The sequence below is a fragment of the uncultured Microscilla sp. genome, from assembly GCF_947493425.1.
Lineage (GTDB): Bacteria > Bacteroidota > Bacteroidia > Cytophagales > Microscillaceae > Microscilla.
In genome coordinates this window covers 41310-62883 of the sequence record NZ_CANLRP010000033.1, presented here as the reverse complement: position 1 = coordinate 62883, position 21574 = coordinate 41310, and the positions used below count along the sequence as shown (strand labels likewise).

17 protein-coding genes are annotated in these 21574 nt (G+C 42.2%); 9 read left to right on the top strand and 8 right to left on the bottom strand.

Annotated features, from left to right (window positions below; all coding sequences use genetic code 11):
- Positions 1 to 210 precede the first annotated feature (210 nt).
- The 9 genes from Q0954_RS11360 to Q0954_RS11320 all read left to right on the top strand — a co-directional run bounded on the left by Q0954_RS11360 (position 211) and on the right by Q0954_RS11320 (position 15970).
- Complete coding sequence (locus tag Q0954_RS11360; protein WP_299456905.1) at positions 211 to 837, top strand: DUF4159 domain-containing protein; 627 nt, start codon at positions 211 to 213, stop codon at positions 835 to 837.
- Positions 838 to 1199: 362 nt separating this feature from the next.
- A complete protein-coding gene (locus Q0954_RS11355) occupies positions 1200 to 2504 on the top strand; it encodes an AAA family ATPase (RefSeq protein WP_299456904.1) in 1305 nt (434 codons plus the stop codon).
- The gene (locus tag Q0954_RS11350) at positions 2501 to 3289 is read left to right on the top strand and encodes a hypothetical protein (RefSeq protein WP_299456903.1); all 789 of its coding nucleotides are present in this window, start codon (positions 2501 to 2503) and stop codon (positions 3287 to 3289) included. The genes Q0954_RS11355 and Q0954_RS11350 overlap by 4 nt, the downstream gene beginning before the upstream one ends.
- A gap of 122 nt (positions 3290 to 3411) precedes the next feature.
- Positions 3412 to 4413, top strand: a complete 1002-nt coding sequence (locus tag Q0954_RS11345) for a MoxR family ATPase (RefSeq protein WP_299456902.1) — start codon at positions 3412 to 3414, stop codon at positions 4411 to 4413.
- 551 nt (positions 4414 to 4964) lie between these two features.
- A complete protein-coding gene (locus Q0954_RS11340) occupies positions 4965 to 5882 on the top strand; it encodes a DUF58 domain-containing protein (protein ID WP_299456901.1) in 918 nt (305 codons plus the stop codon).
- Between the two features lie 690 nt (positions 5883 to 6572).
- Positions 6573 to 8003 (top strand): BatA domain-containing protein, encoded by a 1431-nt coding sequence (locus tag Q0954_RS11335; RefSeq protein WP_299456900.1) that lies wholly within the window; start codon positions 6573 to 6575, stop codon positions 8001 to 8003.
- Between the two features lie 8 nt (positions 8004 to 8011).
- Positions 8012 to 10453, top strand: coding sequence for a hypothetical protein (locus Q0954_RS11330; RefSeq protein WP_299456899.1), 2442 nt, complete (start codon positions 8012 to 8014; stop codon positions 10451 to 10453).
- On the top strand, positions 10450 to 12303 hold the full coding sequence (locus Q0954_RS11325) for a hypothetical protein (protein WP_299456898.1): 1854 nt from the start codon (positions 10450 to 10452) through the stop codon (positions 12301 to 12303). Before Q0954_RS11330 ends, Q0954_RS11325 begins: the two co-directional genes overlap by 4 nt.
- A 514-nt stretch (positions 12304 to 12817) precedes the next feature.
- Positions 12818 to 15970, top strand: coding sequence for a TonB-dependent receptor (locus tag Q0954_RS11320; RefSeq protein ID WP_299456897.1), 3153 nt, complete (start codon positions 12818 to 12820; stop codon positions 15968 to 15970).
- 89 nt (positions 15971 to 16059) lie between these two features.
- On the opposite strand, the gene Q0954_RS11315 is transcribed toward Q0954_RS11320, so the two are convergent.
- From Q0954_RS11315 to Q0954_RS11280, 8 genes are all read right to left on the bottom strand, one after another.
- Positions 16060 to 16467 carry a hypothetical protein gene (locus Q0954_RS11315; RefSeq protein WP_299456896.1) on the bottom strand — a complete coding sequence of 136 codons (408 nt, stop codon included), beginning with the start codon at positions 16465 to 16467 and terminating at the stop codon, positions 16060 to 16062.
- 16 nt (positions 16468 to 16483) lie between these two features.
- The gene (locus tag Q0954_RS11310; protein WP_299456895.1) at positions 16484 to 16888 is read right to left on the bottom strand and encodes a hypothetical protein; all 405 of its coding nucleotides are present in this window, start codon (positions 16886 to 16888) and stop codon (positions 16484 to 16486) included.
- 246 nt (positions 16889 to 17134) lie between these two features.
- A complete protein-coding gene (locus Q0954_RS11305; RefSeq protein WP_299456894.1) occupies positions 17135 to 17542 on the bottom strand; it encodes a hypothetical protein in 408 nt (135 codons plus the stop codon).
- 26 nt (positions 17543 to 17568) lie between these two features.
- Positions 17569 to 19020: a helix-turn-helix domain-containing protein gene (locus Q0954_RS11300; protein WP_299456893.1), complete on the bottom strand. Its 1452-nt coding sequence runs from the start codon at positions 19018 to 19020 to the stop codon at positions 17569 to 17571.
- 20 nt (positions 19021 to 19040) lie between these two features.
- Positions 19041 to 19667 carry a hypothetical protein gene (locus Q0954_RS11295; RefSeq protein ID WP_299456892.1) on the bottom strand — a complete coding sequence of 209 codons (627 nt, stop codon included), beginning with the start codon at positions 19665 to 19667 and terminating at the stop codon, positions 19041 to 19043.
- Positions 19668 to 19801: 134 nt separating this feature from the next.
- On the bottom strand, positions 19802 to 20251 hold the full coding sequence (locus Q0954_RS11290) for a Spy/CpxP family protein refolding chaperone (protein ID WP_299456891.1): 450 nt from the start codon (positions 20249 to 20251) through the stop codon (positions 19802 to 19804).
- Between the two features lie 10 nt (positions 20252 to 20261).
- A complete protein-coding gene (locus Q0954_RS11285) occupies positions 20262 to 20675 on the bottom strand; it encodes a hypothetical protein (protein WP_299456890.1) in 414 nt (137 codons plus the stop codon).
- A 36-nt stretch (positions 20676 to 20711) separates the two neighbouring features.
- Entirely contained in the window at positions 20712 to 21239 is a 528-nt protein-coding gene (locus Q0954_RS11280) for an RNA polymerase sigma factor (RefSeq protein ID WP_299456889.1), read from the bottom strand.
- Positions 21240 to 21574 lie beyond the last annotated feature (335 nt).

The window sequence follows — 21574 nt, the reverse complement described above, 5'->3', positions numbered from 1 at the left end:
CTTCTTTGTTGCTTCAGGTATTAGGTTTTAATCACTTGTTTGTAAGCCTGAAGCGCTAGTTCCCAGAACCAAGCCCCAGTACCTTCTAAAAGGTGCTGGGTACTAGGTTTGTAGTACCTAGTACTTCTTTGTTGCTTCAGGTATTAGGTTTTAATCACTTGTTTGTAAGCCTGAAGCGCTAGTTCCCAGAACCAAGCCCCCAGTACCTTTATGATCAACCGTAACAAATTTACTTTTACCCGCCTACAATACAATTCGGGCGACTGGAACACTGACCAGCGGATGCCTTCCAATATGATGAACTCGTTGATAGAATACACCACCATTCCGGTAGACATCAAAGAGCAGGTAGTGCCCCTGGCAAGCGATAAAATCTTTAGCCAACCCTTTTGTTACCTCAGTGGTCACAAATTAGTGCAGTTTAACGCCAAAGAGCGGGCAAATTTTGAGAAATACGTACGCAACGGCGGTTTTGTGTTTGTAGATGATTGCAACCACGACATAGACGGCTTGTTTGCCAAATCGTTTGAGCGACAGATGGCAGACATTTTTGGAGCAAAGGCACTCAAGAAGATTCCCAACAACCACGAGCTATACGATATTTTTTTCAAGTTTGAAGAAGGACCTCCCGCCACCTCGCAAGAGCTCAATGGTTGGGGTGATGACTTGGTGCATGAGTATCTGAAGGCAATAGAGATAAACGGGCGCATTGGGGTACTGTATAGCAACAAAGACTACGGCTGCGAATGGGACTACGACCACCGCAATAAGCGTTGGATGGCTCAAGACAACACCAAGTTTGCGGTGAATATAGTGATGTATGCGATGACGGCTTGAATTGAATAGCCCCAAGCAATGAGCTATAAGCTACAAGTTCTTGGTATTTGGAGATGAGAAAATGCTCAATTTCTTGACTTAAAAAGTTGGTTGTTTATATTGTTAATTTACCTGTCAGATTTTTGGGCTGAAAAAGCACCACCTAAAAGCAGCAGTGGTAGGAGCAACGCCTTGTGCTTGCCCTATTGTAGAGCGTTCAACCATTAATATCTCCGTGTTGAATTTGCTTGGCTGGTCAGGGATGCGCGCCACCGTTAGAAAGTTAAAAAAACAGTATCCAGTAAAAACTGAACAAGTAAATTGTGAAAGTTATTTTTGTTACATTCATTTACTCAAAAAAAGGTACATTTGAGTGAAAAATATTGGATAGAGAAGATATGAAAATCAAAGAGTTAGAGCTAAATAATTTCCGTGGATTTGAACACCTCAAAATCCAGTTTCCTGAAAATAAGCTTGCCGTATTTATTGGTACCAATGGTTCGGGTAAGTCGTCAGTGTTGGATGCTTTGGCTAAACTTATGTCTAATTTTTTAGAAACATCATTTATAGCAGCAAAGTTAGATGTGTCAATTCCTCCGCTTGCTGTAACTGATAAGGACATTAACTTTCAGTCAAAACAGAAGTTAGATATTAGTCTTATTGATAGTTTATCCAGAAAGTTTAGTATTGAGAAGTATTGGAATGGCTCTTTTGTGATAAATGACTATTATGCAATTGATATTCAAGACAAAAGTAGTATTCCAGTACTAACCTATTATCGTACTAACCGCCTTATACATTCTCAAAAAAATGAACCAGAAAACCTTAAGGCTCCATTCCCTCAGCTTTTCGCCTATAAAAATAGCTTGACCCCCACTTTACGTCAATTTAACGACTTCATTAGTTGGTTTAAAAAAGTAGAAGATGATGAACTTCGTCAAATAAGAAATAAGAATGATTATAATTATCGTGATAGTCGTTTAGAGGTTATAAGGCATACCTTAGATTTGTTTCTGGGTAAACTAACAACCGATGTATATAAAAGTTTACACATCAAAACTAGCGAATCAGCATCTTTTGAGTTTACAACAAGTGATTTTTTTTTAGCTGTTAATAAAAACGGTCAAGACTTCGATATTCGTCAACTCTCCGACGGAGAGAAAACCCTCATTATGTTGGTTTGCGACATTGCCCGCCGCCTCACCATTGCCAACCCTGCTTTAGAGAATAAACTAGAGGGCGAAGGCGTGGTAATGATAGACGAAATAGAATTGCACTTGCACCCCGCCTGGCAACGCAATGTATTACCTGCCCTACAAGCTACTTTCCCCAATATCCAATTTATTGTGACTACCCACTCGCCGCATGTATTGAATAATGTGGATGCCCGAAATATATTTTTGTTTCGCAACGAAAACAATCAAATCACCTGCGAGCAACCCGATTCTACTTTAGGCAGAGATGTCAACTGGATTTTAGAAGAAGTAATGGGGGTATCTGCTCGACCTAAAGGTTTTGATCCTGTGTGGGAAGAAGTGCAAGAACTGATAAGTGCAGGAGGGAAGGAAAATTTACAAAAAGCTAAGCTGCATATTGAAAAACTATTGAAAGATTTTGAATTGGCAGATGATGGAGAGCTGAATGCAAAATTAGCAATTATCAAACGTAAAGAAGTGTTGGGCAGATGAAACATATCTTAAAACAAGCATCCCCACAAGATTTTGAGAATTGGAAAGCTACTGAAGCTCCATCAAAATGGCAAAGACCAGCATTTTTAGTCAAATACTTATTGGAGGATCAAGGACACATTTGTTGCTATTGTGGACAAAGAATATTTGATAACCATACCACGATTGTTGAGCATTTGTTGCCCAAAGATGAGGACAAGTATCCAGAGAAAATGTACGAGTATGGCAACTTGTTGGCTTCCTGCAATGGGGATCAGAAACAGATTGTCCATGTATGCGAGGAGGGGGATAGTTGGGATACAATTAGCCAAAAATACTATGTGGCTATAGAAACATTATATACAATAAACTTTGGAACACTTAACCCTTATACTGATGTGCTCAAAGCAAAAGATAAGGTCATTGTATTGATGCCTAGCAACCCTAAAAAACTTCATTGTGATGCGAAAAAAAGTAATAAAGAAATAGCAGTTCACCCAAAAATGGGAAATTGTGAAAGTTATTTTGTGTATGATCATGATGGCGCTATAAAACCTGTAGATGCTGCAAACCAAGATGTAGTAGCTACTATAGATATATTGGGGTTGAATGTAGAAAAGCTACAAAAGGCAAGAGAGAAAGTGATTAATGAAAATGTAATAGGTTTAGATGATTTTAGTGTTTCAGAACTGGAACAACTCAAACAACATTTTTATACAAAAGATGAAGAAGGAAAATTTACTCCCTTTTGCCAAGTAATAGTATCTATCCTTGAAGACGAAATAAAGTATAGAAAGGCATTGTAAAAACAAGCAGTTTTCGCCAAACCCAATACCCAAAAAAACAAGAAATTGTAATCATATAATAAATAGGGGAGCGACGGGAACACCCAGAACCAAGTCCCCAGCCCCTAATACCCATATAACCCATGAAAACAACCGAAGCCGAAGTAACACAGTTGATTGACAAACTGGCTTTGCTCAAAAAAGAAATCCATAAGAAAATAGTAGGGCAAGAAGACACCATCGAGCAATTGCTCATTACTTTTATGGCAGGTGGGCACGCCTTGCTCGAAGGGGTGCCAGGGCTTGCCAAAACCTTGATGATTCGCACTCTGTCGCAAGCCATAGAGTTGCCCTTTAGACGCATCCAGTTTACGCCCGATTTGATGCCCACCGACATTACAGGTACCGAGATTTTGCAAGAAGACCAAGCCACAGGCGAGCGGGTGTTTAAGTTCAACAAAGGACCTATTTTCGCCAATATTATTCTTGCCGACGAGATCAACCGAACCCCACCCAAAACCCAAGCAGCACTGCTAGAAGCAATGCAAGAGTTTGAGGTAACTTATGGGGGTAAAACCTACGAACTCGACCGCCCATTTTTTATTCTTGCTACCCAAAACCCCATTGAGCAAGCGGGTACATTCCCTTTGCCCGAAGCCCAACTTGACCGTTTTTTACTGTTTATTCAGATTGGCTACCCCACCGAACAAGACGAACTAGGGATTTTGACAGGCACCACGGGCACCCAAAAAGTGAAAATTGAACCCGTAATGTCGGGCAAAGAAATCAAACAAGTACAAGAACTAGTGCGTGAGGTAAGCATCGCCCAAGACCTCATCGCCTTTGTAAACAAGTTAGTACGTGCCACCCGCCCCGATACTACTTCGGTGACTTTTGTCAAAGATTGGGTACGTTGGGGGGCAGGACCTCGCGCCGGGCAAGCAATGATTTTGACCGCCAAAGCCCGTGCCTTGTTGCAGGGCAGGTTTGCTGTTACCCTAGACGATATAAAAGCGATGGCTTATCCTGTTTTGCGTCATCGGGTGCTAATGAATTTTAAGGCAGAAGCCCAAGGCATTACCGCCGACCAAGCCACTGCCGAACTTCTCAAGCAAGTAAATTTGCCCAAGAGTAGGCTGGAATAGATGGTAGTCGATAGCATTCAGTCGATGGTCGATGGCTGTTTCGTGTGCAGCAATATCTAGCATTGGCGAGCAATAAAGTAGTGGTGATTATCATACTTGCAAATATGATTGTTTGAGGTAGCCACAAGGTACTATTGACCAATGTTGTTTTCTTGGTGAATATTTTAAGATACGCGTCAGCACTGTAGACTTCTAACTACGCTTTTTGTAAATAACTGAAAATCAGCGCGATACAAAAGTATGGTTACTTGTGGAACAGGGTGTAGCACCGATATGCATCGGCATCTAAGGACTTGCCCCTGTCGGGGCTGTGGACAAAGGCGTACCTACAACCTTTAGCTAACTAGGACTTAAGCAAACAGCATAGTATTTCCATTTAATGATTTATAAACATTTAGAAATCAGTGTTTTATAAAACAGGTTAGTTGCTTGAAAACCAAGCTGATTCCTCAGTTATTCGGAATGACAAAAAAATCGCTTCGCGAGCCAATGGCTAACGACTAACAGCTTGTAGAAGCTCCCGACTACTGACTCCCAACTATCGACTAAACATGAAAAACCAACAAGAATATGAAGACCTTTTACAGCCCGAGTTGCTCAACTCAGTAGACGGATTGGTGCTCATGAGTAAAATGATTATTGGTAGTTATTTGCTGGGGCAAAACCAAAGCATCAAAACCGGGCAAGGGCAGGTATTTCGTCAATACCGTAGCTACCAGCCTGGCGATGATTTGCGCTTGCTCGACTGGAAAATGTACGCGCGCTCAGGCAGATACTTTGTCAAAGAGTCGGAAATAGACACCAACATTACAGTCAAATTTGTAATAGATGCCAGTGCCTCTATGTTGCACGAAGACCAGCCTAAAGGCAGTAAAGCCTCGATTAAGAAAATAGATTTTGCTCGTTTAATGGCTACCACGTTGGCACACCTTGCCCTGGAGCAAGGCGACGCCATAGGCTTGTTTGCCATCAACGAAAACCAACTGGTGCAGTTAGCCCCTCGGCAACATCGCCAACACCTGCACCGCTTTGTATATGAGTTGTTGCAAATTACACCAGGGGGCAAATTTCCGGCGGTAGACGATAGCCCCTTGTTGTACCATAACCAAGGCGGCAATAAAGAAATGATTGTTTTTATAAGCGATATGTACCAACACGGCAACGAGATTTATAAAACCCTGGAGCAATTGAGTGCTTTACGTAATGAAGTGTTGTTTTTTCACCTCATGGGTAATAATGAGCTGGAACTAAATTATAAAGGAACAGTGACATTGGAAGACTTGGAAACGGGGCAAAGGGTACAGGTAGACAGCCAAAAAGTGCGCAAACAATACAAAGAAGAGTTAGCGCAGCATTTGAACAAAATAAAAACTCAAATGTTGGATTTAGAGATCAGTTACAACTTATTCTCGATGGGCGAACCAATAGACAGGGCACTGAATGATTTCTTGGTGAAGAGGAGGTTTTAAAAAATGGCTTAATGGTTATATTGCTTTATGGCTCTATTGTTTTATGGTTGCGCAAAGCGATTTCTTAATTATGAGAAAAACTACGGGCTTTCGACTAATAAAGCTTACTTAGTGAAGATTTTAGTTACACGCGTCAGCCACTATCGACTATTGACTAGTGCACTGGGGATTAAATAAATATATTATTTATTCGAGGGTATTTTGTTTGCTGACGCACTTCAAAAAGTGCGCAGAGTTAGTTTACAATTCCGATGCATATCGGAACCGGAGCTACGCGTTACTTTTTGAAGTAAAGTAAGCGGGCTAAAGACTCCGAATAATATGATAGAAATTTAGTACCCAATGCACTAGGGCGCATCAACTACTTTCTGATCAATAAAAACTAAGAAAACAGCAAAAAACTCCCGACTCCCGACTAAAAACTATTGACTATCGACTTCCGTCTGTCGGTTTTGTAAACTATTAAAAATCAGTGTGATATAAAAGTGTAGTTACCTATGGAACAGGGTGTAGCTAGCACCTTGCACCTTGTCAGTGCTATGGACTCCCGACCAATGCTGTTTCCTTAAGGATGGAGCATTTAAACAAACAAACGCTTGAGCCATCTGCGACAGGCTCAAGCTAAAAGCTAATGGCTAAAAGCTTTGTTAAGGAAACAGCATTGGACTCCCGACTAAAAACTATTGACTCATGACTATACAACAACCAATATATTTCTGGGCTTTGTTAGGCCTGCTAGTGCCACTCATTATACACTTGTGGAGCCGTAAATCAGGCAAAACCATAAAAGTAGGCAGTGTGCAATGGATGATTGCTGCCGAAAACACCCGCTTGAGCAGTATTCGGTTCAACGAAGCAGGATTGTACCTATTGCGTTCAGGCTTGGTGTTGGTTGTCGTATTTATCTTGCTGGATGTGAGCCAACAACAGCCCAAAAAAGCCGCCCGCTTGCCCACCCAATGGCTGTTGACCGAAGAGGCAATGCTCAGCCATCCCACAGCACGCTTGGCAATAGATTCTTTGCAACAAAAAGGCTATGCTATTCATTTGCTCCAGCCTGGTATGCCCGAAGTATTGCCCACGCAATTAACCGCCATTAAAACCAGTTTGTCTACCAATTCCGCCAAAGCAAGCAATGTTGATTATTGGTCGTTTTTGCGAGAACTCGACACCCAGCCTGCCGCCCCCGAACAGGTATGGATACTTGCCCCCAATGCTGCTCGAAATTTTACAGGAAACCGCCCCCAACTAAGCCTAAAAGTACAATGGTTGCCCTTACCAATCGAGCGCAAACAAGTGTTTTTGGCAGATGCCCTACAGTTGCCCAACGACAGCCTTTGGTTGAGCATTGGCATCAGCACAAAAGAAGGCACTCATTTGCTCAAAGAAAAAGTAAAACAACAACCTTCTATTCAAATCAAAGATTTACCCTTGATCAATGTCCAACGCCAACAAGTGAGCTTTGCCACTGCTCCTCAAAACACGGTACCCATTCGCCAGCCCAAGGCACAAAACGTACAATTGCTATACGATAATGACTTCGCCCTTGACCAGCAATATTTGGCGGCAGCCCTGCAAGCCGTGGGTGAATATATAGGTGTTGAGGTAAAAGTATATGCTACAAAAAAACTGGATGCTACACGCAAAACTGATTGGTTGGTGGTGTTGAAAAAAGGAAAGCTTGTGGCTAAAGATTATGAAAAAACAGGGACGCGAAAATTATTTTATCAAGCAAAAAATGTAGCACAATGGATCATAAGCGATAGCAGCCAAGCCCAGGTGCATTGGTTGTGCCAACGCCTAAACCCTGAGCTAAACCCTCAGGTATTGGAGGTTGGTTTGTTAGAAGAACTTACCCAATGCTTGTTTGCCAATCCAACGGCAACAGCACGAATACGAAAGTTTGACCAAAGGCAACTCAGTAATACACAGGCAGTACCCCAAACTATAGCCCAACAAAGGCGATCAACGGTTCCGACCACTAAAACCCAAAGTTTTAGAGGGTGGCTGTGGTGGCTGTTGGCAGTAGGCGTGTTGATAGAAAGAGTACTGGCAAACCGAGGCAATAGTCATTATAAGCTTGTCACCAACCAGCAAAAATCACTAGAGAATACTCAATAAAAAGAACCATGAATACAGACAAAACCCAGATAAGCCAATCAAAAGAAGCCACCGCCCGGCAACAACTTACGAAACTCCAACGCAAGTGGCGCAAGTACAAGAGCGTTGAGTTGCTACTGTGGGCATTGAGTATTAGCGTATTGGCAATGGCAGCTGTCTACTTGGTGGTACCTTGGTCGGCAGGAGCATTGACTGGCACAGGAGCTTTGCTTGCTGTATGGGTGTGGGGAGGTTTGCTTTGGTGGCGGGGCTTGCGCCAAATTACTTTGTATGACGTGGCACAGTATTTAAACAAACACCATCCTACATTAGAAAACAGCAGTGAGCTGTTGCTTTTGCCCGAAGAAGACCTGAACCTACTTGCTAAAATGCAACGGCAAAAAGTGAGTCTAGCCTTGTTAGGAGCAGTTTCAAAAGCCACATTGCCCCATCAATTGCCCAAAGCCGCCCTTACCTTATTGGGTAGTGGCATGCTTGCCAGCTTGCTATTTACCCTTAACTTTGGCGTTGCCCATTTGCCCAAAGGCACCCAAAAAAACATAGCCAGTGACACCTTAAATAATACGACCCAATTGCCCAAACATTTACCCGCCAGTATTCAAAGCATACAGGCTATAGTGCAGGCTCCTGCTTATACCCGACTAGGCGCACAAGTAGCCCCCGAACTCAATATAAAAGCTGTAGAGAATAGCATGATTCGTTGGAAAGTTCGCTTTAAAGGTGACATCACTCAAGCCGCGATTGTATTCAATACAGGCGATTCGCTACGGCTGCAGCCCAACCCACAACGCACCAACGAGTATGTAGCACAGTGGCGACTCAAAGAGAAAGGGTTTTATCAACTGGTGTTTAGACAAACCACCCAAAAGGCTGCTTTGAGTGCATCAAATGAGTGGCAAAGCAGCGAGTTTTTTTCCTTGACTCCCGTGCCCGATACACGCCCTAAACTTTCCCTTGCGGGGATCAATGATTATGAAGAACTTGAGTTTAAACCCAACATCGATATTAGTTTTAATGCCAAAATAACCGATGATTATGGTGTAACCGATGCCTACATAGTGGCAACCGTGAGCAAGGGGCAGGGCGAATCGGTCAAGTTTAGAGAACAAAAACTACGCTTTGGTAATTTCGTTCCTGGCCGGCGAAGCCATCAACTGCATAAAACACTCAACCTGCAAAAATTGGGAATGGCACCCGGCGACGAACTCTACTTTTTTGTAGAGGCTATAGACAATAAAAACCCTCAAGCCCAAAAAGGACGTACTGAGATGTTTTTTGTAAGTATACAAGACACCACCCGCGAGCAATTGACCGCCGAAATGGGCAATGGGGTAAACAAGTTACCTGATTATTTTCGGAGCCAGCGACAATTGATTATTGATACCGAAAAGCTGTTGCGTAATAAGGCCACGATGCCACGAGATAGTTTTGAGTACAGAAGTAATGGCATAGGAGTAGACCAAAAGATTTTACGATTACGCTATGGCAAATTTTTGGGCGAAGAGTACGAGGTAAGTATTGGAGGCGATGAGCGACACGATGGTCATAACCACGACCACGAACATCATAAGCACGATGACAAAGGCAAAAGAGACACGGTGCGCTACAAAGACAAAAAAACGGGTAAAATAATTACGGAGGTTCACTACGAGGGCGATGGGCACGGCGACCACGATCATGGGCACAGTCAATGGAAAAAACGAACCTCATCGTTGGAAGTACTCAAACGCAACGAAAAAGACCACAAACACCGCCCTAAATCGGCGGCTCCCTCTAACAACCCCAACGATTACGTGCCTACCAGCGTGATGCACCTGCACAACTTGATGGAAGAAGCGACATTTTTTGATGAAGTGCTCAAAAAACAGCTCAAAGAAGCCTTGGTAAATATGTGGCAGTCAGAGCTACATTTGCGTACCCACCGCCCCAAAGCTTCGTTGCCTTACCAATACAAAGCCTTGAAACTCATCAAACAAATTCAGCAAAAATCAAGAGTATATGTAGAGCGCATTGGGTTTGAACCCCCACCCATCAAAGAAAAAGAAAAGCGTCTCAAGGGCGAGCTGGAAGACATCCGAAATGTGTATAAAAAGCGCAACACCGAAGCTCAAGTGCTATACCCCAATATTCGCAAGGTATTGCCCCTGCTGGAGCAATGGCGTAACCACCGTATAACTTTGCCCACTATAAGGCAAAAACAATGGTTGAGGGCAGCAGGCAGTGAGCTTGCTACAGTGGCTATAGACAAACCTGGACAGTTTTTGACTGCTCTGAAAACCTTACAAAAGCTTACCCAAGACCAACTCACCCCTGTCGAAATTAACCGGGTATTGCCTTACCTTATCAATGCCTTGTGGCGTGCGTTGCCGCAAAAAGCTGCCGAACCTGGCACCCAGCGCAAAGTTAAAAACCGTTTGTTGGAAATTTACTTAAATAAACTGGGCAGATGAGATTGGAAGAAATAAAGCCTGAAGAAATCAAACTAACCAGCATAGTGTGGTTGGTAAATCACCAAATGTTTTGGATAGTAACTGTTGTTTCTTTGGTAATGTGGGCATTTTTGAGCTGGCAAGCCTGGCAACGCCCCAATAAAAAATATTTAGTAGGGCGGTTATTGGCAAGCGCAGGTCTGGTGTTGGCTTTGGCAATGTTAGGGCTGCAACCTGCCCGTCAAACCACCCAAAAAACTTTATCCGCTATTTTGCTTACCAACGAGTATACAACGGCAACAGTCGACAGCCTGCGTGAGCGTGAAGACAGTGTACTCGTATTTGGTTATCAAGAGGTAGCCATTGACAAACATACAATCAAAGCCCCCGACGCGGCATTTATTCAACGCAATTACCCCCAACTGGGCACACTGCACATAGTAGGCGATGGAGTACAAACCTATGACTTGCCTAGGCTTAAATCGTTCAATGCTGTATTTCACCTCAATCCCATACCAGCAGGTTTTACCTCTGTAAACTACGCCCCTGAAACCATTGCCCAAGACAGGTGGCAGGTAAAAGGGAGCTATCATAACCCCACCGATACCAATGTGGTATTGGTGTTGGCAAGCCCTGGTGGTGCAGTAGACTCTGCTCTGATTGGTAGTCGTCAGACCGAAAACTTTGCCCTGCGTGACCGCCCCAAAGAAGCCGGGCAGTTTATCTATCGGGTGTTGGTAAAAGCCCCCACTGGAGATACATTATACAATGAACCTGTTCCAGTACACATTCGTCCCAAGCAAAAGTTAAACATTGTGATTATCAACAGTTTTCCCCGGTTTGAGACCAAATACCTCAAAAACTGGTTAGCCACCGAAGGGCATCAGGTAGCAGTGCGTTCTGTTATTTCTAAAAACAAGGTCAAAGATGAGTTTGTCAATCAAAGCGCCACTGGTTTTCAACTCAACGCTGCTTTGCTCAAGCAAATAGACTTGTTGATACTAGACGCTGAATATGCCCAGGGCTTGGGAGCAGGTACAATGGCAGTGTTGCGTCAGGCAATCAAAAATCAAGGCTTAGGTGTGCTCATTCAGGCCGACGAATCGGGGAGGGTGCCTACTGCTTTGGCGAGTTTTCCGCTGGGGCGTATCGAGCATGAAAAAACAATGGTTGATGGAAATGATTTTGGGGTAAAAGGTAGTTTTGAGTTAAAGCAACAGCCTTATTTGCTACAACAAAAACTAGGCATGCTTGCCTTGGTGCGAAACCAACAGGGGCAAGCCTTGGTAGGTTACAACGTGACTGGGTTGGGGTCGGTGGGGATTAGCCTCATTGCCGAGTCTTACCAATTGTTATTGGATGGCAAGCCCAGTTATTATGCCGCTTATTGGTCGCATCTGTTGAGCAAACTTGCCAAAAAACAAATACCCACGCACGTATGGGAGATAAACACGGCTTTTCCTAAGGTCAATGCGTCTTGCAAACTAACCCTTAGTACGGCTACACCCCAGCCAGTAGGCACGCTTACTAAAACAAGTAATGTACTGGAGTTTTATCTACAAAACCAAGTCAATTTTGATCAAAAGTGGAACGGAACTGTTTGGGCAGAACACCAAGGCTGGCATCAGTTGCGGGTAAAAGGAGATACCACCGAACAAACCCCTTTGTATATTTTTGGTGAGCAAGATTGGCAAAATTGGCAAACTATTCATCAAATACGTGCCAACGACCATTGGGCACGCCAACAAGCTACTAATGCCAACTCAAATACGGTTACACCACTTACTCAGCATCAGCCCATACCTTTAGCGTATTTCTTTGGTTTGTTTTTGTTGTGTACAGGTTTTTTATGGTTAGAGCCTAAATTATAAAGTGTAGTCCCATAGACACGCGTTTACGCAAGTGTGTAGTTATCCAATCGTTGGAATGAGCAGTATTTTTTAGGTACACTTATTGTCTTAACTTCTATTAATTAAGAAAATATGAAGTTACTTTGTTAAAAATATAATCAACACGCTCTGTTGAAAATGTCGGGCACCATACATCTGTCACAAGATGAATGAGTGCCCGTTTTTTATTCACTTGTATGTTACCATTATTATATAAAGAGCTTAAGAGTGGCATTATTCTAAGCTAAATGCGTGGTTAGTATTGCTTTATGATTATTGTTATATAAATATTTTGTTACTTTGCGCAATTTATGTTTGATACTACAACTATATTGATATCAAACACAACCTAAAATAGCTGGCTGATAGTATACCCCTTTGGCTAATGAAGTTGTGTCAAATCTTATATAATAGCCCAACGGTTTGCCCCTTCTGTTGTAAGTGCAAGTACTACAGTAGCATTGAATGCATTTCTTCTAACAAATATTTATGTAATATGATCAAAAGATTTACGCTTATTGTATCAATACTTGGATTATTGGCTGGTTTTACCACCACCTTTGCTCAGGTAACCAACTCCGCCTTTAATGGCAAAGTAACCGATAGTAAAAACGAACCTTTGCCAGGGGCAACCGTCGTAATTGTACATAAACCCACTGGTACCCAATATGGGGCAGTAACTCAGGCAAACGGACGATTTTACTTGCCTAACCTTCGTCCAGGCGGTCCTTATAGTTTTCAGGTAAATTTTGTAGGGTTTAAGCCGCAAAAAAAAGAAAATGTTTTTGTAAAATTAGGGCAAAACCTAGCCGTTGATTTTCAGCTAAAAGCAGATGCCGCTACCCTTGAGCAAGTAGTAGTAGTGAGCGATCAGTTGTTTAACAATGACCGCACAGGAGCAACCTCTAACATTAATCGCGACAAAATAGAAGCCTTGCCCACCATTAGTCGAAGCCAGCAGGATTATACACGTTTGACCCCTCAAAGCGATGGCAATAGCTTTATGGGACGCAATGCCTTGTTTAATAACTTCTCGTTGGATGGCTCTATTTTTAATAACTCGTTTGGGTTAGATGCTCCCACCCCTGGCGGACAAACCAGTGCTCAACCGGTGAGCTTAGACGCTATAGACCAGTTACAGGTAAGCATAGCCCCTTATGATGTTCGTCAGAGTGGTTTTACTGGGGCAGGGGTAAACGCCATTACCAAAAGTGGCACCAATGAATTTAAGGGGTCGGTTTATACCTTTATCAGAAACGAACAAATGATAGGAAACAAAGTAGCCGATGAAGAAGTGACCAACCCAGACCTTAAGTTTACCCAGTACGGTTTTAGGGTAGGCGGTCCCATTATCAAAGATAAACTATTTTTCTTTATCAATGGGGAATCGGTACGCCGCGAAGACCCAGGTTCTAACTTTATAGCCAGTCGTCCAGGAGTTGCTGGAGTCAATGTGTCAAGGGTAGAAGCCTCAGTAATGGATCAAATCAGCAATCGCCTGCGCGACCAATACGGGTACGAAACAGGTCCTTACGAAAACTATGTATACAATACCACCAACGATAAGTTTCTTGCCAAACTAGACTGGAACATCAACAAGCAAAACCGCCTGACCTTGCGTTATAACTATCTTAAGTCGGTACGAGAACAAGGTCCCAACCCTTTTGCGATCAATTTTACCGGAGGGCGCTCGCCCAGCGTCAACACTTTGCCTTTTAGAAATTCGGGGTATGCCATCAACAACAACATCAACTCTATAGTAGCTGAGCTGAGCACCCGTTTGGGAAGCAAAATGTCTAATAACCTGGTGGTAGGGTACACCCAGTTTCGCGATTTCAGAACTCCATTTAGTGCCCCTTTTCCTACCATCGAAATTGCCGAAAACAATTTGTCTTATACTACGGTAGGGCACGAACCTTTTTCAGTTAATAATGTACTCGACCAAGACGTTTTTCAGTTTACCGATAACTTTACCATTTATACCGGAAAAAATACCTGGACTTTTGGGGCAAACTTCGAGATGTTTCAGTTCAACAACTCATTTAACTTGTTTTACTATGGGGTGTTTCCGGTGCCTGCCTCAGCGGGTGGATATTCTTTTTCTTCGGTGGCCGATTTTCTTGCTACTACTGACCCTAACAACGCTGCTTATCGCGACTACAATGCAGAGGTGGCACAGTTTCAACAACAACCTTATAGGTTGGTAGAGGTAGATTTAGGGCAGTTAGGGCTTTATGGACAGTTAGAGCGCCAGGTAAACAATAATGTAAAACTGACCTTTGGTTTTCGGGTCGACTTTCCTATGTATTTTTCAAGCATCACGTCTAACCCTTTGGTTACGGCACTTACTTTTAAAGACAATGAGGGCAACGACGAGCAGCTGGACGTAGGCAAGTTGCCTAACGTTAACCCTTTATTTGCGCCTCGCTTTGGCTTTAATGTAGACCTCAATGGCGACCAAAGCACCCAATTGAGGGGAGGAACAGGTATTTTTTCGGGAAGAGTACCTTTTGTGTGGATAGGCAATCAGGCAAGCAACCGAGGCAGCAATGATCCTGCAAACATAGGGGTAGTAAATGCTACTGCCGAGGGTTTTCGTTTTCCTCAGGTTTGGAAAACCAACCTGGCGGTAGATCAAAAACTGCCTTGGGGCATGATAGGAACTATTGAGCTGTTGTATAGCAAAGATGTGAACGGGGTAAAGGTAAGAAATGCCAACCTTGCTGCGCCTACCCGTACTTTGCCCGATGGTAGAGTTGGGTTTGACGCCGCCAACAACAAAGTAAATAGTCAGGTAACGGGTGCGTATGTACTGGACAATACCAATAAAGGATACCAGTTGTCGCTTACTGCCCAGCTGAAAAAACGCTTTAAAAGTGGGCTGGATATAGGACTGGCGTATAGTTACCTTGACTCCAGAGATATGTTGATCTCTACTGAAATTTCTCAATTTATTTTTGAAGGCAACCCCATACAGGGCAACCCCAATCAACCCAACTTGAGCTTTTCTCAGTTTGGACTCAAGCATCGTATTATTGGTTCATTGACCTACCGTAAAGAATATGCCAAAAACTTTGCGACCAGTGTTGCCTTGTTTTACGAAAGTGGACGAGGCGGACGCTACTCTTATACCTACTCTGGCGACCTGAATGGCGATGGGGTAGCTGCAAATGATTTGGTATATGTACCTAACAGTCAAAGTGAGATCAACTTGGTAGACATTCGGGATGCGAATGGTAATGTAACCAAAACTGCCACCCAACAATGGACGGAGCTGAACGCTTTTATCGAGCAAGACTCTTATATGAGTAAAAACCGGGGCAAAATTTTGGAACGAAACGGTGCCCTCAGTCCTTGGTTTCACAATATAGACTTTAGAATTTTGCAGGATTTTTATGTAAAAGTAGGTGGCAAACGCAATACTCTACAGTTAAGTTTAGACGTGTTGAACTTGGGTAATTTGCTCAATTCCAGGTGGGGAGTACGCCAAGTGTTTAACATTGCTCAACCCATCAATTTTGTAGGCAACGATGCCAACGGCAACCCTCAGTATCAATATACCAATACTTTTACTGAGTCTTTCAGAAATGACGCCAGCCTTATCTCTCGTTGGAGAGCACAGGTAGGCGTCCGTTATATTTTTAATTAACGATAGTAAAGGCATAGCCAAACAAATTGAAGAGTAGTATTGTTATACCCCTCATTGCTTCTAGATACAATGAGGGGTTTGTGTTTATATCATAACTGTAACCAGTCCTTGGCAAGCAGCTCATTGTCGAATACCTGACGCTGAAAGTTCTGATTCTGTTGAAACTCCTTCATCGTTTGTGTCAACGCTACTTTTTCAAATACGCCTGAGGGCAATATGGTGGCTACTTGCCTTAACCCTGCTTTTTGGGCAGGTTCATTGATGTTGTCAGCAATCCAAGTTTGCATTTCAGGAGCTACTAAATAAGCCATTTTACGGGCATCAATTAAAGCTTTGTTTAACCTGTTTTCAATGATACAGTTTTTCCAGGCGTACAAGATATCCTTAAAATCATTGATAGACATAGAAGCAGATGTAGTATTCCAGACATCGTTGATGAGTAGCTTTGTCCGATCAATATAGATAGTAACATATTGATTTTTAAGTATAGTATCCATGTATCTTACAGGGTTTTTATTCACTAAACAACCATTGTTTGGCTTCTGCTTCATTATCAAAAAAACGCCTTTGAGTTGTTGCCTTGGGTTCTTCCAATGCTTGTTGTATAGATACTTGCTCAAAAAGAGACGAGGGAAGCACTGTGGCTATTTTTTGTAAACTAGCTTGAAAAGCAGGCATGAGCACATGTTGGCTTGTCCATTCCTGTAGCTCAGGTTCTATCATAAATTGAATCTTACGTACGTCTATCATCGCTTTCTTGGGGAGATGTTGCTTTACCAAACCAAGCCATAGCATCAAGTTAGCCTTAAAATCATCTATAGTCATGTGCCGGGTTTCTGGCAACCACTCGTCTATGATTAGTTCTTGTTCTTTGTCAAAATAAATTTTGAAGAATCGATTTTCTTTTAAGGTTTCCATATTGTTGTATTAAATTTAGTTACAGTATATGGCATAGGTGAAGGGAATAGCACTAGTACCTCAACCTCTAAATACCTGACACATTATTTCGGCGATATTCGCACCCTGACTTTACTTAAAAACTATCGCGTAGCTCCGGTTCCGATATGCATCGGAATTGTAAACTAACTATGCTCAATTTTTGAAGTTCGTCAGAGAACAAATCTCATCCAAAATAAATAGTGCATTTACTTAGAGGATAAGGTACTAGCCAAGCAACCATTGCTTAGCTTCATCTTCAGAGTCAAAGTATTGCCGTTTTAATTGTACCCGATCAGGGTGTTCATTGATGGTTTGCTGTACCGATACTTTTTCGAAAATAGACGTAGGCAGCAGGGTGGCCATCTTTCTTAAGCCTGCTTTAGCTGCAGGAGCAGCTATATACACTCCTGACCACTCTTGTAGGTCTGGGTCTATCATAAACTTCATTTGGCGGGCATCTATCAATGCTGCGGTTACCGCATTTTCAATGACCAGCTTCTTCCACTGAGTCAGGGTGGTTTTAAAATTTTCAGGGTTCATGCCCTGAGAACCTTCTTGCCAAACATCTACGAGTAATTTGTTGACAGCATCGAGATAAGTAATTATAAATGGGGTGCTGCGTAAAGTTTCCATGCTTGATTGTTTTAAAGTGAAAATAATCAAAGATGCTGGTTGCGGTATTGTTTAGGAGACATTTGGGTAAATTTCATAAAAATGCGATTGAAGGTAGATTTGGAGTTAAAGCCGGCATCGAAAGCAATGCCTAGTATAGTTAAGTGAAGGTGTTGTGGATTTAATAGCCTTTGTTTTACTTCTTCTACCCTGTAGTAGTTTACAAAGTCATGGAAGTTTTTGTTTAGTTCATTGTTCAATATTTGTGATAAAACTTTAGGCGATAGGTGTAAGTGACGCGCTAACTCATTGAGTGTAAGCGTAGGATGAAGGTATAATTGCTCTTTTTCCATTGCTTGGATAACTTTATCGATATGAGGCGATTTTTGTGATAAACTTGCTTGTTTTTCAGTATTTGCTGTATTTTCCAGAGAGGAGGCTTGATGAGCAACATCAAGTGATGCTACCATATTGGGGGTGTATACTTGAGGTTGAATAAACCCGGCAAACCCTATGATGTAAATGATAATGGCCAAAAATATTTGTAAAGGGTAAAAAGCAATGTAGTCGAGCACAAAACTAAATACCTGAATATTGAATAAGGCAATAACCAACCAAGCCAACCACACCAAAGTAAGTAGTACAATCATTACTTGTAGCCAATTGAGCGTAATAGCATTGGTATTAGAAAATTGTTGGGGTAAAATACGACGATGTTTTTTAAGCAGGCGAAAAGCCAAGAGGTTGTATATCAACCCTGACAATATTCCACCTACTTGTTCTACAGAGTTAAACAACAGGTAGGCTTGTGAATAACTGTGGTGGTTAGACTTGGGCAAACTTTGCAGCCAAAGCACCAGGTACACCATAAGAGTAATGGTAGCAGGTATAAAATGAACCAAGTCTTTGCGCTTAAACCTAAACTGGGGTAGGGTAAGGCTTTTGACATAAAAATACAGAGCCGGACCGATAATAAATATAAAAGAAAAGGGGATAAAAAGATTGCCAAAGTGATAGTCAGGTTGATTGAGCAACTCTGAAAGTAAAAGGGAAAAGATACGCCTTGCGACATAGTACCTGAAGCTATGAAAAGAGATGGCAAACAACAGGATGGCTAAAAACACATTGGCTTGTCGGTTGTTCCTGAAGTTAAATAGCAGAATAAAAGCGAGAATCAAGCCTTGGATAATACTGGGCAACGTGAGGTTTTTGTAAAAGGCAAAAGCCCAGCGCTTGGCGCTTACCTGAGTCCACACAAAAGCAATACGTCCCACCTGTGCGTTTTTAGAAGGCAGCAGTTTCATCTTGCACCCTGGCTCAGGGCAAACCCCTGGTTGGTTATATACGACATGGTCAGCGTTGCAACCACAGGGAGGACAGTAATAATAAGTTGGTTGTTGGACTTGGATAGCTGAGTCAGCCTGAGCAAATACCTGTATAGGTAAGGCTGTAGCAAACACCAGCCACCAAACACACACCACTTGAAAAACCGTATGCATGCCCAAATGTATACAAAAAATCAGTGATTTATTTCACGCTTATCAAACCACTCTTGTTGTGAAGCAGTATAGATCGTTTGCAACGCGTGCTTCTCCACTTTTTGTTGTGCTTTCATGATCGCCTTGGTAACCATGCTATGGGCAATACTTTCATTTTCATCCATTCCCATACTTTCCATCATACCTATGATGCGGTCGCTACCAAATAATTGCATAAAAGGCTCATCGAGCGAGGTAAAAAAACAAATAGGGGCATTGGGTAAGTAATCTTTGATTTGCTGCAATACTTCCTGGTCGCGTTCATACGCTGGGTAGTGTTCAGAAACAATCACTTGTAATTGGTTGCCATGGGCGAGGTATTGAGGCAATGTACTGAGTTGTGACAAGTTGTGGGCATTGATTACAAAAATATTGGTGGGGTTGGTCACCATGTCGCTTGCTTCTATAGTCTGGTGCGATACTTCAAGCTTTTCTAACATGAGTTGCACCTCCTGCTGGGTATTATCAAAATGGTGCACAATCAATACAATAGCGCCTGCTTCGGTTATTTTTTCCAAAAACCTGTACAATCCCTTAAATTTCGCAACTTTGCTTATCCATACTTTGTCGTCAGCTTGTATTCCTTTTTTCTTTTTTTTAAAAAACATTGTGGTGGTAATTTGATTTAGACAACGTGCAGTGGAGTCTAAAATAATGAATAAAAAACGTTTGCCTGATCAATTAGGCAAACGTTTGGCTCAATGTGTCTTAAGGTACGCATTTTTTGGCAAGAAGCCTAAATTTAGCGCTTATGACGATGTGGTGGGGCTATTTTTTTAAGTGTTGCCTTTTGTTTGTCGGTAAGCTGATTTTTAATCCTGATCATAAGCCTCAGTTGCTGCTTTTTGATTTGGCGCTCAAGCGCAAGTATTTTTTCAAGCTGTAGAAGGGCTGCTTTTTCATTTACCTTGGTTTGTTGAGTAAGCGTATGCATTTTTTCCATTTCCCGGTGCAACGCCCACTGCAACTTATTGAACGCTGCCTGAGTACGTTGCATTTCGTTGCTGATATATTGTTGCTGGCTTGTAGTCAATCCTATTTTTTGCTGATTTTGCATGACCATTTCTGGTGGGAAAAAACCTTGTTTTAAATGAGGCTGACGGGGGCGGCTACGGTGTTGGTTGGGTGGTTGTGCCCAACCAATTTGTACCAAACCCAATACTAGAATAAATAGGGTAAAAAACTTTTTCATATTGTTGTATTTAGTAATAAGTATTAACGCCAGTAGGAAGCAAATCGTCAGAAGGAGGTTGCCAGTCAGAAATACTATACTTTGCCTGGTGCTTGGTGTTAACAGTACCTTTTACTGCTTCTTGATTGCTTGCCAAAGTAGCAGGCAACAGTACTTTAGAGGGAGCCTGCCACTGACTAATGTGAGTAGCTTGCATAGGAGCCGTAGATGGGCTTTGGGCAAGTTGATAAATACCAATGTTCAAGGCAATCAACAACCCCGCCGCTACCAGAGAAAACCGCCACTTGCTTTTTTTCTTTATTTCCGATGCTTTCAAGGTAGCTTCCCAAATGCTGTCAAAACCAGGGGTAAACCCAGCTTCTGTTTCTTTTTGTTGTTTAAATAAGTTTTTTAATTCGGAATCTTTCCAGGGTTTAGCAGCCATACTTATTATTTTTTATTGAGTCGTAAAATATAAATTTTAAAACAAGTCACGGGTGAGGTTTGCCTGTTTTAGTCTTTTTCTTAATTGTTTTTTACCACGTTCATAATGAGTTCTTGCAGTGCCAGTAGTAATGCCCATAACCTTTGCTGCCTCTTCTATGCTTAAGTCCTGGTAAAACACCAAGTGCAATATTTGTTGCTGTTGGGCAGACAGTTGCTTAAGCATGGTTTGAAAAATAAGCTGTGTCTCCTGATCTTGTGGGCTTGCGTCAACCTGGTGGGTAAACAGATCAATATGACCACTTAACGCATCATTCAACTGGATAAGGTGAGGGGATTTTTTGCGGTAAAAGTCAATGGCTGTATTTCTTATGATTGTAAAAAGCCATGTTTTAAATTGTGCCTTTTGTTGCCGGTACCTTGCTTTCTCTTCCAGTATTTTCAAATACGACGACTGTAGCAAATCTTCTGCTTCTTCCCGATTACCATTACAACACCTGAGTGCCCAGGCAAAACTCTCCTGGTGATGGCCCTCCAGTTGTTGCCGTATTTGTATAATATCCATTGTATATAAAATCTGAGAAGTTGTTTGGTTATTTTATCGCAGAAGAAAGTGATTTATAGTACATCATCTACAATAAAAAGAGAGAGGCACCTATTTTTGTACTTAGGAATAGTAAGGAAAGATTACCGTGCCAATGAAAAGTTATTTTGTCTATTCCTTCGTGGATTTTTGGCATAACCATACGTGTGATTGTGGTTATCTTTGAACCCTACCAGTGTTCTTTGTTGTGCAGGAAAAAAGGAAGACAATAGTGATGATTTGCCAGTGTAGAATAGTTTTTATCTCCGTAGGTGGGTGAGCCTTATGTTCGAAATCTCGACAATTGTATTGTCGAA